We start from the raw sequence: 14217 nt of genomic DNA on the forward strand, positions 1-14217 counted from the left end.
CCTCCCCCCCGCCCCCCCCGCCCCCCCCGCCGGCCCCCCGCCCCCGCCCCCCCCCCCCCCGCCCCCCCGCCCCCCCCCCCCCCCCCCCCCCCCCCCCCCCCCCCCCCCCCCCCCCCCCCCCCCCCCCCCCCCCCCCCCCCCCCCCCCCCCCCCCCCCCCCCCCCCCCCCCCCCCGCCCCCCCCCCCCCCCCCCCCCCCCCCCCCCCCCCCCCCCCCCCCCCCTGCGGTCCGCTGTGCCCACCCGTTCCGCCCCGCGGAACGATTGCCCACAGCTCGTGGGTGGGGAGGCGGAGGCGGAAGCGCGCAGCGGGCCGCCGCGCATACGGCGGAAAGGGCCACAGGCGCGTTGTTTCAGGCCAGGGCGGGAGCCCTGGCCGTCGGGCTTGCCATGACGGGCCGGTCGTGGGGGAGGATGGCGGAATTCCGTACGAAGGGAAGTCCACGGTGAGCATCGACCCGTCCTCGATCCCGAATTTCGGGGACCAGCAGCCCGACCCGCAAGAGGGTGCACCCTCCGGGCCCATCCTCCCGGACCAGGACCTGGTGAAGCAGCTCCTGGACCAGATGGAGCTCAAGTACGTCGTCGACGAAGAGGGAGACCTCGCGGCGCCGTGGGAGGAGTTCCGCACCTACTTCATGTTCCGCGGTGAGGAGGACCAGCAGGTCTTCTCCGTCCGTACCTTCTACGACCGTCCGCACCCGATCGAGGACAAGCCGAAGATCCTCGAGACGATGGACGACTGGAACCGCCGCACCCTGTGGCCCAAGGTCTACAGCCACACCCACGACGACGGCACCGTCCGCCTCATCGGCGAGGCGCAGATGCTGATCGGCACCGGTGTGTCCCTGGAGCACTTCGTCTCCAGCACCGTGAGCTGGGTGCGCGCCTCCATCGAGTTCGACAAGTGGCTCGTGGAGACCCTCGGTCTGGAGAAGGACGCGGAGTCCGGTTCGGAGTCGGGTTCCGCCGACGACGAGTGAACCCCTGGGGAGGGCCCCGGCGGCCCTCGCCCTACGGCGCCTGGGGCGCCCCCTTGAGCCGCGCCGCGGCCTCCGAGAGCACCTCCTGCTTCTTGCAGAAGGCGAACCGGACGAAGGGGGCGCCCTGCGCCTCGTGGTCGTAGAAGACCTGCGTGGGCACGGCGACCACCCCGCACCGCTCGGGCAGCGACAGGCAGAAGTCGATGCCGGAACTCTCGCCCAGCGGGCGGATGTCCGTGGTGATGAAGTACGTGCCGGATGACCGGAACACCCCGAACCCGGCCTCCGAGAGCCCCCGCGCCAGCAGGTCGCGCTTGGCGCGCAGATCGTCCCGCAGCCCCGTGAAGTACGCGTCCGGCAGCCGCAGCGCCTCGGCGACCGCGTACTGGAAGGGCCCGGCGGACACGAACGTCAGATACTGCTTCGCCGAGCGCACGGCGGAGACCAGCTCCCGCGTGCCGGTCACCCAGCCGACCTTCCAGCCGGTGAACGAGAAGGTCTTGCCGGCGGAGCCGATGGTCACCGTCCGCTCCCGCATCCCGGGGAAGGACGCCAGCGGCAGGTGCTCCCCGTCGAAGACCAGGTGCTCGTACACCTCGTCGGTGACCGCCAACAGGTCACGCTCCACGCACAGTTCGGCGATCGCGGCGAGCTCGTCGCGGGTCAGCACCGTGCCGGTGGGGTTGTGCGGGGTGTTCAGCAGGATCAGCCGGGTGCGCTCGGTGACCGCGTCGCGCAGCTCGTCCAGGTCGAGCCGGAAGCTGCCCGAGGCCTCCTCGCCGGTGTGCGGTCTGAGCGTGACCGGCACACGGGTGCCGCCCGCCATGGCGATCGAGGCGGCGTACGAGTCGTAGTACGGCTCCAGCGCGATCACCTCGTCGCCCGGCTCGACGAGTCCGAGCAGCGAGGCCGCGATGGCCTCGGTCGCGCCCGCGGTGACCAGCACCTCGGTCTCCGGGTCGCAGCGCACGCCCAGGTGCCCGTACCAGTGCTCCTGGTGCGCGGCGACCGCCTCGCGCAGCTCGGGGACGCCGGGGCCCGGCGGGTACTGGTTGCCGCGGCCCTCGCGCAGCGCGCGCACCGCGGCCTCCCGCACCTCCTCGGGTCCGTCGGTGTCGGGGAAGCCCTGGCCGAGGTTGATGGCGCCGGTGCGGACGGCGAGCGCCGACATCTCGGCGAAGATCGTGGTGCCGAACTCGGCGAGCCGCCTGTTGAGCAGCGGACGCGTGTGCGGACCTGGGCGCGCAGAAGTCATGTGCGTCATCCTCCGGGAACCTCTGTTCTTCCTCAACTGTGCTTTGGGCGGCGCGCGTGCGGGCAAGAGCCAGGCCATGTGCGGAACGGCACGGGCGGCGCCCCGCGTCTCCGCACGCGTGCGGGCGGGGCCCGCGGAGCGGGAATCGCGGAACGGGCAACGCCGTGCGGAAACAGGCAACGAGTTAAGGGGGATCCGCACATGGGTGGACTTGTGGTGATCGTGGTGGTCGGCGTCGCCGTCGTCCTGTTCGCCTCGCTGGCGAAGGGCACGGGCGGCACGGGCGGCGGCTCCCGCGGCGGTGGCGGCGGCTGGTACGCGGGTGGCGGCTCGTCGGACGGCGGTGGCGGCAACTCCTGCGGTGGCGGCGGCTGCTCCTGCGGCGGCGGTGGCGGCGGAGGCGGCTGCGGCGGTGGAGGAGGCGGCGGTGGCTGCTGAACCACCTCGCCGAGACGCCCCGGTGCCCGCAACTGCCGCGGGTGCCGGGGCGTTTGAACACCTGAGCTGCCCGGCCCCCGCGGGGATGGAAACCCGGCGAAGATGGGTAAAAACGCTGTGGGCGCCCGGCATTCCATGATTCGGTGATTTCGTATCCCGGACCTGACGTGGGCACGAGCCGGCGTACGAACGACCCCTGGTCCTGGTGTCGAGGGGTGGGCCGGCCCACCCTCCATTGCGTGCCTTGCGGAGCCGACCCATGCTCACCACACTCCACACCCCCTATACCGACACCCGCGCGGGCGATCTGGCCTGGGCGCTGGGCCGTGAGCCGATGCCCGCGCTCGCCTCGCTCGACATCGAACTGAGCGGCGCGCACGTGCGGTTGAGCCTGCTCGGCGCCTCGCACCAGGTGCTTCTCGAGGAGCGGAACGGAAGCTGTTCCGAGACCGTGGCCTGCATGCCGGGCAGCAGCACACCGCTGCCGCTGGGCGTCTCCAAGCGGGTCGGCGGGTGGGAGTACGAGTTCGCCGCGCGCGTGGAGACCCTCTCCAGCGGCTCGTTCGCGGGGCGCGCGCAGGAGCTGCTCGCGCTGGTCTCGGACCACCCCAACGGCCTGGCCGGCACCTTTCCCGGTGCGCCGCACGCCTTCACCGCGCTGCTGGTGCAGCGCAACGAGGGCCAAGTGCAGTGGCGTACCTGGCACTCGTACCCGCAGGAGGGCTGCCTCGTCTCCACGCGGACCCGCGTCGCGATGCGGCCCGTCGACCCGCTGGCCGCGGTCGACGCCGTCGGCGGCGGGGCCCGCGGGACCGGCGCGGGCCGCGTGGCACCGGCCTGACCTGCGCCTTCGCGGGTTCCGTACGGGGTCGGCGCACTCCACACGTGTGGGTGACCAGGCGTCCTGAGGTGCTCACGTAGCGTTCGGTCCATGATCGACCGCACCCCTGTGCGGGGTCCTGCGGCGCCGGACTCCGCGCGCCTGCCCGTACCGCCGGCCCTCGGCCGCGTCTGCGTGCTGCTCTCGGTCTTCGTCTGCGCCGCCTGCGGCCTGGTATACGAACTGGAACTCGTCGCGCTCGCCTCGTACCTGGTGGGCGACTCGGTCACCCAGGCGTCCGTCGTGCTGTCCGTGATGGTCTTCGCGATGGGCGTCGGCTCGCTGGTCGCCAAGCGGCTGCGGTGCCGCGCGGCCAGCGGTTTCGGCGCGGTGGAGGCCCTGCTCGCGCTGGTCGGCGGCGGCTCGGCGATGGCGCTGTACGCGGGCTTCGCGTGGTTCGGCGAGGCCCGCGTCGCGCTGGTCGCCTTCTCCTTCGCGATCGGTCTGCTGGTCGGCGCCGAGATGCCGCTGCTCATGGTGCTGATCCAGCGCATCAGGCAGCAGGACCCGGGCGGCGCCGTGGCCGACCTGTTCGCCGCCGACTACGTGGGCGCGCTGGTCGGCGGCCTCGCCTTCCCCTTCCTCCTGCTGCCGCTGTGCGGGCAGTTGACCGGTGCCCTGCTCACCGGGGTGGTGAACGCGGCGGCCGGCGGGGTGGTGGTCCTGTGGCTCTTCCGCCGGGAGGTGAGCGCCCGCGCCCGCTGGGGCCTGGTCACCGCGAACGGCGTGGTGCTGGCCCTGCTGGTCGCCGGAATGGCGTGGTCCGGCGCGTTCGAGGAGGCCGCGCGCCAGGCGGTGTACGGCGGGGGCGTGCGGGTCGCCCGGCACACCGATCAACAGGAGGTGGTCCTGACCGGAGGAGCACGCCCCGACCCCTACGGGAGACCCGCCCCTTACGGGAAGCCGGACCCTCACGGGAAGCCCGGCCCCTACGGGAGTTCCGACCCGCACGCGCGGCGCCGGGACACCCAGCCGCTGGAGCTGTTCCTCGACGGGCGGCTGCGCGCGAGCTCCGAGGACGAGGCCCGCTTCCACGAGGCGCTGGTGCACCCCGCGATGCGCGGCGGACCGCACGCCAGGGTGCTGGTCCTGGGCGGCGGCGACGGACTGGCCGTGCGCGAGGTGCTGCGGTACCGCGGCGTGCGGGAGGTCACCGTGGTCGAATCCGACCCGGGCGTCGCGGAGTTGGCGCGCACCGACCCGGGCCTGCGCCGCCTCAACCGCGACGCGTACCGCGACCCGCGGGTGCGCCTGGTGACCGGCGACGTCTTCGGCAGGCTCCGCGACCGCGCCTTCTCCCCGCGCTCGGCCCCGTACGACGTCGTGATCTCCGATCTGCCCGATCCGGCCATCTCGCCGAGCACCAAGCTCTATTCGCAGGAGTTCTACGGGCTCGTCGCGTGGGCACTGGGCGAGAACGGCCGGCTGGTGGTGCACGCCGGGGCGCCGAGCGTGCGGCCGCGCGACTACTGGACGGTGGAGTCCACGGTCCGCGCCGCGGGCCTCGACCCGGTCCCGTACGTGGTGGACGGCAGGGTCTCCGGGTTCAGCGCGGGGCCCGACCGCTCGCTGGACGGGCGCGGCAGCAGCGGCGGCTCCGGACGGGGGCCGCGCGACTGGGGGTTCGTGCTGGCGTCCCGGGGCGGCGGCACCCGCGCGGCGCTGAGCAGCACCGCGTCCCCGCCCCTGAGGGCCCTGTCCGAACGGAAGTTGAGCGTGGCGCGGCAGCGGGCCGAGCGCTCCCGCACCGCTCCCCCGCCGCCCTCGTCCCTGATGCACCCCCGCTATCTGCGGTGAGGGCCGTGCGGTGACACGCGGCGGATGACGGGCGACCGGTCACATGTGCGGGGTGTGGTGGGTAGGCTCCGGCCTATGGAGCACGAGGTGTACGTTCCGTTTTCCGTCGGGTCGGTACGGGCGGCGCTCGCCGAGCGGGAGCGCGTGGCGCGCTGCGTTCCGGGTCTGCTGCTGGACGCCGGGGCGCCGGGCGACGCCGCGGCCGGTGAGCTCGAGGGGCGGCTGCGCGTCAGGATCGGCGGCTCCACGATCACGTACCGCGGCAGCCTGCGCCTGACCCCGGACGACGAGGGTCTGCACGCGGAGGGCACCGGCGCCGAATCGCGCGGCGACGGCTCCGTGCGGGTCTCGGTCACCCTGGCGGCGCGGCTCTCCGCCGACGGCGAGGGCACGACCCTGGTGTGCACCGGCACGGCGGAGGGCGCGGGCAGGCTCGCGGAGTTCGCCGAGAAGACGACCCGCTCCGCCGGGCAGCGGCTGCTGGAGCGCTTCGCCGCCTCGCTCGGCGAGAGCATCGGCAAGACCCCGCCCGGAGCGGTGCCGCCGCCGGCGGAGGCCGGCCCCGTGCCCGAGGTGGAGGAGCGCGCCGACGACGCCGCCGACGCGGATGACGCGGACGACGACGCCGAGGCGGCCGCCGAGGCGTCCTCCGGCGGCGGCATCGGCGAACCCGACGACAACGAGCGCGCCATCCCCGGCATCCCCGACCCGGACAGGGCCGAGGAGGACCGCACCGGCAAGCCGCAGGACGGGCAGGGCGAGCAGGGCCACGACGGGCAGGCCGACGAGCACCTCAGCGTCTTCGAGGCGGACATCCCCCCGTCCTCGCTCGACCCGATGCTGGACGCGGGCGACGACGCCGAGGACGAGGAGGCGGACCGCCCGGTCACGGCCGAGGCGGCGCACGCGCGGCGCACGATGATCGGGCGCAGCGCGGAGGAGGTGGACCACGCGCCGCCGCGCGGCCGGTACGCACCCATTCCCGCCCCCGAGGCCGCGGCCACCACGGCGACCCTCCGCTGGGCCGCCCCCGCCGCGGCTGCGGTGGTGGCGGGCGCGATCGTCCTGACGCGAACTCTGCGGCGCCGGGGCTGAGTTGGAGCCCGCGCGGCGCTGATCCGGCACGCGGCGCACGGCGGCCGCTGCGGCGGTGTTCGCCGGTGCGCGCGGCACCCGCACACGGGCGCGATGACGCGTGCCCCGTACGGGTCGCGTGCGGGGCGCGGGCGTGCCGTACGGGCGGTTAGGGTCGCCGTATGACGGATTCCCCCACCCCCGCCGGAGGCGTCACGCTCCGCGCCGGTGACACCGAGCTGACGGTGGACGCCGGGAACGGCTGCCGGGTCAGCTCTCTCACCGTGGCCGGCACCGAACTGCTGCGGCAGGGCGAGAAGTACGGCGCTTTCGTCATGGCCCCCTGGTGCGGCCGCACCGACCACGGCAGGTTCCGCAACGGCGGCGAGCTCTACCAGCTCCCCGTCACCAGCGGCCCGCACGCCATCCACGGCACCGTGCGCTCCGCGCCCTGGCGCCGCTTCCGCACCACGGGCGACCCGGAGCGCAGCGCCGCTTTCATGATCGACCTGACCGATCCGTGGCCCTGGGAGGGCAAGGTCACCCAGCACGTCGAGCTGGCCGAGGACGGCGGCAGCGTGACCCTGACGCTGGGCGTGGAGACCGCAGACGACTCGTTCCCCGCGCAGGCGGGCTGGCACCCGTGGTTCCTCCGCAACCTGGGCAGGGGCGGCGAGGACGTACGCATCGACTTCGATCCCGAGTGGCAGGAGGAGCGCGGCGAGGACCACCTGCCGACCGGCAAGCGGATCGCGCCCCAGCCCGGCCCGTGGGACGACTGCTTCGGCATGCCCGACGGCGTGGACGTGACCCTGACCTGGCCCGGAGAGCTGGAGCTGAAGGTCGCCAGCCGCGCGGAGTACGCGGTGGTCTACGACGAGCAGCCTGAGGCGGTGTGCGTCGAGCCGCAGACCGGGCCGCCGAACGGTCTGAACTCGCACCCGCAGCTCGTCACGCCCATAGACCCGCTGGAGGTCTCCACGACGTGGAGCTGGCGGACACTCGCGCCGTAGCGCTGGATAGGGTCGGAAGCATGAGTGACGTGCGTGGTGAGCTGCTGCGGCAGATCAAGGACAAGGCCGTGGTGCACGGCAAGGTGACTCTGTCCTCAGGGGCGGAGGCCGACTTCTACATCGACCTGCGCAGGGTGACCCTGGACGGGGAGTCCGCGCCGCTCGCGGGGCAGGTCATGCTGGACGCCACCGCGCATCTGGACTTCGACGCGGTCGGCGGGCTGACCCTCGGCGCCGACCCGGTCGCCTCCGCGATGCTGCACGCGGCGGCGGCGCGCGGCCGGAAGCTGGACGCCTTCGTGGTCCGCAAGGCCGGCAAGGCGCACGGGCTCCAGCGCCGCATCGAGGGCCCGGACATCGCGGGCCGCCGGGTGCTGATCGTCGAGGACACCTCGACCACGGGGAACTCCCCGCTGACCGCCGTCGAGGCCGCGCGCGAGGCGGGCGCCGAGGTGGTCGCGGTGGCGACGATCGTGGAGCGCGGCGCGGCCCCGGCGATGGAGCGCGAGGGGCTGCCGTACACCTACGCGTACAGCCTCGCCGACCTCGGTCTGGACTGATCACACGCGGTACGCGGGCGGTCGCGGAGGTTTCACGTGAAACCTCCGGGCCGTGCCCCGCGGCCCTCATCTCCCGCTCCCGGAGCGGCAGTTGAGGGCCCCGCCGTGATCCCCGGCGTGACCCCCGCCGAACCCCCTCACGACCCCCTTTCGGCCCCCGTATGAGGGGCCGGAGCAGGGGCTGGAGCATTCGGGGCGGTCTGGGAAGATGGGGGCGACGATGACGTCGATCCGTCGGTCCGGGCCAGAGCCCGCGACTCCAGAGCCGCAAGACTCCAAGAGCCGTTAGAGCCGTTACGCACTCGCACACCAAGGAGCGGACAGATGCCCATCGCGACCCCTGAGGTCTACAACGAGATGCTCGACAGGGCGAAGGCAGGCAAGTTCGCCTACCCCGCCATCAACGTCACCTCGACCCAGACCCTCCATGCGGCGCTGCGCGGCTTCGCCGAGGCGGAGAGCGACGGCATCATCCAGATCTCCACTGGTGGTGCGGAGTTCCTGGGCGGCCAGTACAGCAAGGACATGGTCTCCGGCGCGGTGGCGCTGGCCGAGTTCGCGCACGTGGTCGCGAAGAAGTACCCGGTCAACATCGCCCTGCACACCGACCACTGCCCCAAGGACAAGCTGGACGGGTACGTGCGCCCGCTGCTGGCGATCTCCAAGGAGCGCGTGGACGCGGGGCAGAACCCGCTGTTCCAGTCGCACATGTGGGACGGCTCGGCGGAGACGCTGAAGGACAACCTGGCCATCGGCCAGGAGCTGCTCGCCCAGGCCGCCGCCGCCAAGATCATTCTTGAGGTCGAGATCACCCCGACCGGCGGCGAGGAGGACGGCGTCACGCACGAGATCAACGACGAGCTGTACACGACCGTCGAGGACGCGCTGCGCACCGCCGAGGCCCTGGGCCTGGGCGACAAGGGCCGGTACCTGCTGGCCGCCTCCTTCGGCAACGTGCACGGCGTCTACAAGCCGGGCAACGTCGTGCTCAAGCCGGAGCTGCTGAAGGAGCTCCAGTCGGGCGTCGGCGAGAAGTACGGCAAGACCGGCAACGACGCGTTCGACTTCGTCTTCCACGGCGGCTCGGGCTCCACCGACGCGGAGATCGCCACCGCGCTGGAGAACGGCGTCGTGAAGATGAACCTGGACACCGACACCCAGTACGCCTTCACCCGCCCGGTCGCGGACCACATGTTCCGCAACTACGACGGCGTGCTGAAGGTCGACGACGAGGTCGGCAACAAGAAGGTCTACGACCCGCGGAGCTGGGGCAAGGCCGCCGAGAAGGGCATGGCCGAGCGCGTGCAGAAGGCCTGCGCCGACCTGCGCTCGACCGGCACGAAGCTGAAGTAACACCCGCCGGGGTGTGTGCGGGGCGGGGCCGGGCGGCCCCGCCCCGCAGTGCTGTCCGGCGCCTGTCCGTCGTGCTCTCCGGTGCGGTCGGCAGCGCTGTCCGCCGTGTTGTCCCATGCTGCGAAACTGGGGGCATGGCCATTCACGAGAACCTGCTCGGGGGACCGCCCCCGACCCATCTCCCGGACGACCCCGAGCCGCGCGAGCTGCTCGCCTCCGGGACCGCCCCGTCCGAGGTGGCGGCGAAGCACCCGACCTCGTCCCTGGCGTGGGCGCAGCTCGCCGACGACGCCTTCGAGGCGGGGAACGTGGTCGCCTCGTACGCGTACGCGCGCACCGGCTACCACCGCGGGCTCGACGCGCTCCGGCGGAACGGCTGGAAGGGCCACGGTCCCGTCCCCTTCGAGCACGAGCCGAACCGCGGCTTCCTGCGCGCGCTGCACGCGCTGGCGCGGGCCGCGCAGACGATCGGCGAGGACGACGAGTACGAGCGGTGCAGCACCTTCCTGAAGGAGAGCTCGCCGACCGCGGCGTCGACCCTGACCTGATCGTCGATCGTGTCATGAGGGTCTTCCAGGGCCGCCGGAGCCTGTCTCCGGCGGCCCTTGCCTTTGCGCGGGCGGCTCCCTGATGATGCTGTTGGATTCCGTGCCCGCAGGTCAGAAGTACCGCAGGCCACAGGTGCCAGGGCACGGCGATCCGAGGGGACCGGGGCTCCGACATTGCCGGCTGGAAGGAGCGGACCGCTACCCGGTGGTTTCACGTCGAGGAGGACAGCAATGTCCCGAGAGATGTCCCAGCACCCCGCCGAGCCCCAGGCTTCCGGCCCTCCTGCCCAGGAGGCCGACGCGCCGGAGCTGGACTTCAACGGCACGACCCCGTACGAGGACTACGTACGCGCGGATACGCTCACGCACCTCCAGCACCCGCTCTCCGACGATCCCGGCGAGATGGTCTTCCTGGTGACCACCCAGGTCATGGAGCTGTGGTTCACCGTCATCGTGCACGAGTGGCACACCGCGGCCGAGTCGCTGCGGCAGGACGACGTGCCGGGCGCGCTGGCCGCGCTGCGCCGCTCCACGTACGAGCTGCAGTCGCTGAACGCGTCGTGGGAGCCGCTGGCGCACCTGACGCCCGCGCAGTTCAACGCGTACCGCTCGGCGCTCGGCGACGGGTCCGGATTCCAGTCGGCGATGTACCGGCGGATGGAGTTCCTGCTCGGGGAGAAGTCGGCGTCGATGCTGGTCCCGCACCGCGGCGCGCCCCGCGTGCACGACGAGCTGGAGAAGGCGCTGCACGAGCCGAGCCTGTACGACGAGGTGCTGCGCTTCCTGGCGCGGCGGGGCGAGGAGATCCCCGCCGAGGTGCTGGAGCGCGATGTGACGCGGCGCTACGAGGGGGATCCCGGGGTCGAGGCCGTGTGGAAGCGGATCTACGAGCGCGCCGGCGAGGAGCCCGAGGGCGAACTGATCCGGCTCGGCGAGGCGTTGACCGAGGTCGCGGAGCTGGTGTGGCGATGGCGCAACGACCATCTGATCGCGACGCGGCGGGCGATGGGCGCGAAGACCGGCACCGGCGGCTCGTCCGGGGTGGCCTGGCTGGAGAAGCGCGCGGGCAAGCAGGTCTTCCCCGAGCTGTGGACGGCGCGCAGCTATGTCTGAGGGGGAGCAGGTGCTGAAGGACGAGGCGGCCCGGCTCGACGCGGCCGATGAACTGGCGCACAAGCGCGCCGAGTTCGCGCTGAACGACGGCGTGGTCTATCTGGACGGCAACTCGCTGGGCGCGCTGCCCCGCGGAGTGGCTGACCGGATCGCTGATGTGATCACCCGCGAGTGGGGTGAGCTGGGCATCCGCTCCTGGAGCGAGTCCGGTTGGTGGGAGGCGCCCGAACGGGTCGGCGAGCGGATCGCGCCACTGATCGGCGCCGCGCGGGGCCAGGTCGTGGCCGGCGACTCCACCAGCGTGAACGTCTTCAAGGCCGTGGTCGGCGCCGTACGGATCGCGCAGGCGGCCTCGCCGGACCGCACCGAGCTGCTGGTGGACGGCCGCACCTTCCCCACCGACGGCTATATCGCCTCGTCGGCGGCCCGCATGACCGGCTGTACGGTGCGTGCGCTGCCGCCCGCGGACATTCCGGACGCGGTCGGTACGCGGACCGCCGCGGTGCTGGTCAACCACGCGGACTACCGCACCGGCGAGCTGCACGACATGACCGGCGTCACCGCGGCCGTGCACCGCGCGGGCGCGCTCGCGGTGTGGGACCTGTGCCATACGGCGGGGGCGCTGCCCGTCGCGCTCGACGCGTCGGGCGTGGACTTCGCCGTGGGGTGCACGTACAAGTACCTGAACGGCGGGCCGGGTTCGCCCGCCTTCCTCTACGTACGCGAGGAGCTCCAGCCGCAGTTCGACACCCCGCTGCCCGGCTGGAATTCGCATGCCGACCCGTTCGCGATGGAGCCGGGATACACCCCGGCGAAGGGCGCGGCGCGCGGCCGGATCGGCACCCCGGACATCCTGTCCCTCCTGGCCCTGGAGGAGGCGCTGAAGGCGTGGGACGGGGTCGCGATCGAGGCGGTGCGCGCCAAGAGCCTCGCGCTGACCGACTTCTTCCTGCGCTGCGTACGGGCCTACGTGCCCGAGGGCAGGGTCACGTCGGTGACCCCTGAGCAGCACGAACGGCGCGGCAGCCAGATCTCGCTGCTCTGCGAGGGCGGCGTGGACGCGGGCTCGGCGATGGAGGCGCTGACGGCGCGGGGCATCGTGGGCGATTTCCGGCGCCCCGGTGTACTCCGCTTCGGCTTCACCCCGCTCTACACTGCGTTCACCGACGCCGAGCGTGCTGCTCGCGTCCTGGGGGAGGTGACGGGGGTGGCGGAGTGAGCGACGCCGAATACAAGGATCTGCTGATGCTGGACCCGGCGGTGCCCGAGCGCACGGAGCGGTACGGCGAGCATCCCTCGCAGGTGATCGACTACTACGGGACGCGCGGCGCGGGCCCCCGGATCGCCGTGCTGCACGGCGGCTTCTGGCGGGAGGCGTACGACCGCACCCACCTCACGCCGTTCGCCGCGGCGCTGGCGGGGCGCGGGATGCGGGTCGCGCTGATCGAGTACCGGCGGGTGGGCGGCGACGGCGGATGGCCCACGACGGCCGAGGACGTGGACACGGCCCTCGGCCACCTGGGCCCGCCGCCCGACGTCCTGCTGGGCCACTCCGCGGGCGGCCAGCTCGCCCTGTGGGCGGCGAACAAGCGGGAGCGCGCGGCGGAGCGGGTGGTGTGCGTGGCGCCGGTCGCCGACCTGGGCCGGGCGCACCAACTGGGGCTCAGCGACGGCGCGGTGGCGGATTTCCTGGGCGGCGACGCCCAGGTGCCCTCCCGTCTCTACGAGGCGGACCCGATGCGGCTGTTCCCCCGCGTACCGGTGGAGATCCTGCACGGGACGGGGGACACGGACGTACCCCTGGAGCTTTCGCGGCGTTACGCGAACGACTGGGGCACGCGGCTGCACCTGCTGGGCTGCGGACACTTCGCGCCGCTGACGCCGAACACGGCGGCGTTCGATGTGCTGGTGAGCACGCTGCGGCGGTAGGGGTTGTACGTGTGAGGGCCCGCACTCCTGGAGGAGTGCGGGCCCTCGTTGTGTGCTCTCGTGCTCTCGTGCTCTCGTTATGGCAGCCGGCGGGCCATCTTCGCCGACTTCCGGTTGTGGCCCTTGGTGGCCCACCACTCCTCGATCAGGCTGCGGACCAGGCGGACGAGCATGTCGAGCCGTTCCGGATCCGGCTCGTCGGCGGTGAACACGTCGGCGAAGGACTTGTCGTCCCAGCGCAGTGTCCATTCCCAGCGCTCGTCTTCGCCTTCGCGCGGCGTGACGGTGAGTTCGTACGTCAGCGTCACGGTGCGGTCGGCGTGGTACGCGGCGGAGAAGCCGGTGACGGTGTAGGTCTCGCGCCCGTCGCCCGCGGTGTACGAGCGGGCGAGCGCCCGCTCGGCCGGTGTCTCCGCCATGGTCACTTCCTTAGCACGTGGCGGCGAAGCGGGTCACCCTGTACGCGGTGCGCAGGTCGTTCCGTGCCGCCGGTGTGCCCAGGAGGGTGCGGAACTTCTCCGTGCGCGGGCAGGCGTTGGCGTACGTGGAGTAGCCGCCGCGCCCGTTGGCCTCGCCGGACCAGATGGCGGCGCGGATCCGCTTGTCCATGGTCTTGTTCCAGCCGTGCCCCGCCTTGATGTGCTTCCAGCCCCACTTCTTGGTGCCGCAGCGGAGCGTGAACTTGGCGGGCCCGCGGAAGTACTGGCGCACGATGTGCTTGCGGCTCTTGTGCTTGCAGGTGGCGGCGACGCCCTCGACGCCGACACCGGTGGCGGTCACCTTGGTCTCCGCCGGTGACGCTGCGGTCGCCGTGCTCGCCCCGGCCGGGATGGCCAGCGCGGCCGCGGCCACGACCCCGACGAGAGCGGACTTGATGCTCGTGCTGAGGCGCACGTGTTCCCCCATGTGTATTCGGTTGTGCCCCGTTGTGCGTGAGGCTGTAGAGGACCACGTTCCGATGTACACGGTCAAGAACTTTCGCCCGCGCGCCTATGGCCAGCGAAGACCCTTGCTCCCGAGGGGTGTTGGGCGACAGCCCGGCTGCTCCTGCCCGAGTACGAAGCAGAGCTGCGCGTGCAGCAACTCGGCCTCGGCGGTGGTGAGGTGGAGCGCGACGTCGCCGTCGAAACCCACGACGGGGTGCCCGATGTGGTGCCCGTGGATCACGTACGGGCCGGTGTCGATGCCGTCCAGCGCGAGGGGGAGCGCGGTGCGGCGTTCTTCCTCCGTCGGCGGTTTCCTTGCAGCCATCCGCCGCCCCCTCTCGCGGCGCTTC

16 protein-coding genes are annotated in these 14217 nt (G+C 72.8%); 12 read left to right on the plus strand and 4 right to left on the minus strand.

Annotation, left to right across the window (positions count from 1 at the left end; translation table 11 throughout):
• The first annotated feature begins 444 nt into the window (after nucleotides 1-444).
• Nucleotides 445-981: a type III secretion system chaperone family protein gene (locus ABEE00_RS31900; protein ID WP_345749256.1), complete on the plus strand. Its 537-nt coding sequence runs from the start codon at nucleotides 445-447 to the stop codon at nucleotides 979-981.
• 31 nt (nucleotides 982-1012) lie between these two features.
• Here the strand turns inward: ABEE00_RS31900 and ABEE00_RS31905 are convergent, their stop codons facing one another.
• Nucleotides 1013-2245, minus strand: a complete 1233-nt coding sequence (locus tag ABEE00_RS31905; protein ID WP_451918713.1) for a pyridoxal phosphate-dependent aminotransferase — start codon at nucleotides 2243-2245, stop codon at nucleotides 1013-1015.
• Between the two features lie 192 nt (nucleotides 2246-2437).
• Here ABEE00_RS31905 and ABEE00_RS31910 point away from each other — a divergent pair, with 192 nt between their 5' ends.
• The 11 genes from ABEE00_RS31910 (at nucleotide 2438) to ABEE00_RS31960 (ending at nucleotide 12941) form a co-directional block, all read left to right on the plus strand.
• Nucleotides 2438-2674: a hypothetical protein gene (locus ABEE00_RS31910; RefSeq protein ID WP_345749258.1), complete on the plus strand. Its 237-nt coding sequence runs from the start codon at nucleotides 2438-2440 to the stop codon at nucleotides 2672-2674.
• Nucleotides 2675-2933: 259 nt separating this feature from the next.
• The gene (locus ABEE00_RS31915; RefSeq protein WP_345749259.1) at nucleotides 2934-3515 is read left to right on the plus strand and encodes a DUF2617 family protein; all 582 of its coding nucleotides are present in this window, start codon (nucleotides 2934-2936) and stop codon (nucleotides 3513-3515) included.
• Nucleotides 3516-3605: 90 nt separating this feature from the next.
• The gene (locus tag ABEE00_RS31920) at nucleotides 3606-5351 is read left to right on the plus strand and encodes a spermidine synthase (protein WP_345749260.1); all 1746 of its coding nucleotides are present in this window, start codon (nucleotides 3606-3608) and stop codon (nucleotides 5349-5351) included.
• Between the two features lie 75 nt (nucleotides 5352-5426).
• Nucleotides 5427-6446, plus strand: coding sequence for an SRPBCC family protein (locus ABEE00_RS31925; protein ID WP_345749261.1), 1020 nt, complete (start codon nucleotides 5427-5429; stop codon nucleotides 6444-6446).
• Between the two features lie 161 nt (nucleotides 6447-6607).
• Nucleotides 6608-7438 carry an aldose epimerase family protein gene (locus ABEE00_RS31930; RefSeq protein ID WP_345749262.1) on the plus strand — a complete coding sequence of 277 codons (831 nt, stop codon included), beginning with the start codon at nucleotides 6608-6610 and terminating at the stop codon, nucleotides 7436-7438.
• A gap of 20 nt (nucleotides 7439-7458) precedes the next feature.
• Entirely contained in the window at nucleotides 7459-7998 is a 540-nt protein-coding gene (pyrE, locus tag ABEE00_RS31935; protein WP_345749263.1) for an orotate phosphoribosyltransferase, read from the plus strand.
• 324 nt (nucleotides 7999-8322) lie between these two features.
• The gene (gene fbaA, locus ABEE00_RS31940) at nucleotides 8323-9351 is read left to right on the plus strand and encodes a class II fructose-bisphosphate aldolase (RefSeq protein WP_345749264.1); all 1029 of its coding nucleotides are present in this window, start codon (nucleotides 8323-8325) and stop codon (nucleotides 9349-9351) included.
• 134 nt (nucleotides 9352-9485) lie between these two features.
• Nucleotides 9486-9899 (plus strand): DUF3151 domain-containing protein, encoded by a 414-nt coding sequence (locus ABEE00_RS31945; protein ID WP_345749265.1) that lies wholly within the window; start codon nucleotides 9486-9488, stop codon nucleotides 9897-9899.
• 243 nt (nucleotides 9900-10142) lie between these two features.
• Complete coding sequence (locus ABEE00_RS31950) at nucleotides 10143-11012, plus strand: tryptophan 2,3-dioxygenase family protein (protein ID WP_345749332.1); 870 nt, start codon at nucleotides 10143-10145, stop codon at nucleotides 11010-11012.
• Complete coding sequence (gene kynU, locus ABEE00_RS31955; protein WP_345749266.1) at nucleotides 11005-12231, plus strand: kynureninase; 1227 nt, start codon at nucleotides 11005-11007, stop codon at nucleotides 12229-12231. Before ABEE00_RS31950 ends, kynU begins: the two co-directional genes overlap by 8 nt.
• Nucleotides 12228-12941, plus strand: coding sequence for an alpha/beta hydrolase family protein (locus ABEE00_RS31960; RefSeq protein WP_451918714.1), 714 nt, complete (start codon nucleotides 12228-12230; stop codon nucleotides 12939-12941). Before kynU ends, ABEE00_RS31960 begins: the two co-directional genes overlap by 4 nt.
• Before the next feature lie 77 nt (nucleotides 12942-13018).
• Here the strand turns inward: ABEE00_RS31960 and ABEE00_RS31965 are convergent, their stop codons facing one another.
• From ABEE00_RS31965 to ABEE00_RS31975, 3 genes are all read right to left on the minus strand, one after another.
• Nucleotides 13019-13360, minus strand: a complete 342-nt coding sequence (locus tag ABEE00_RS31965; protein WP_345749267.1) for a hypothetical protein — start codon at nucleotides 13358-13360, stop codon at nucleotides 13019-13021.
• Nucleotides 13361-13370: 10 nt separating this feature from the next.
• Nucleotides 13371-13847, minus strand: coding sequence for a hypothetical protein (locus ABEE00_RS31970; protein WP_345749268.1), 477 nt, complete (start codon nucleotides 13845-13847; stop codon nucleotides 13371-13373).
• Nucleotides 13848-13931: 84 nt separating this feature from the next.
• Nucleotides 13932-14192, minus strand: coding sequence for a hypothetical protein (locus ABEE00_RS31975; protein ID WP_345749269.1), 261 nt, complete (start codon nucleotides 14190-14192; stop codon nucleotides 13932-13934).
• Nucleotides 14193-14217 lie beyond the last annotated feature (25 nt).

This window comes from Streptomyces odontomachicola, assembly GCF_039605595.1.
In the GTDB taxonomy this organism is placed as follows: domain Bacteria; phylum Actinomycetota; class Actinomycetes; order Streptomycetales; family Streptomycetaceae; genus Streptomyces.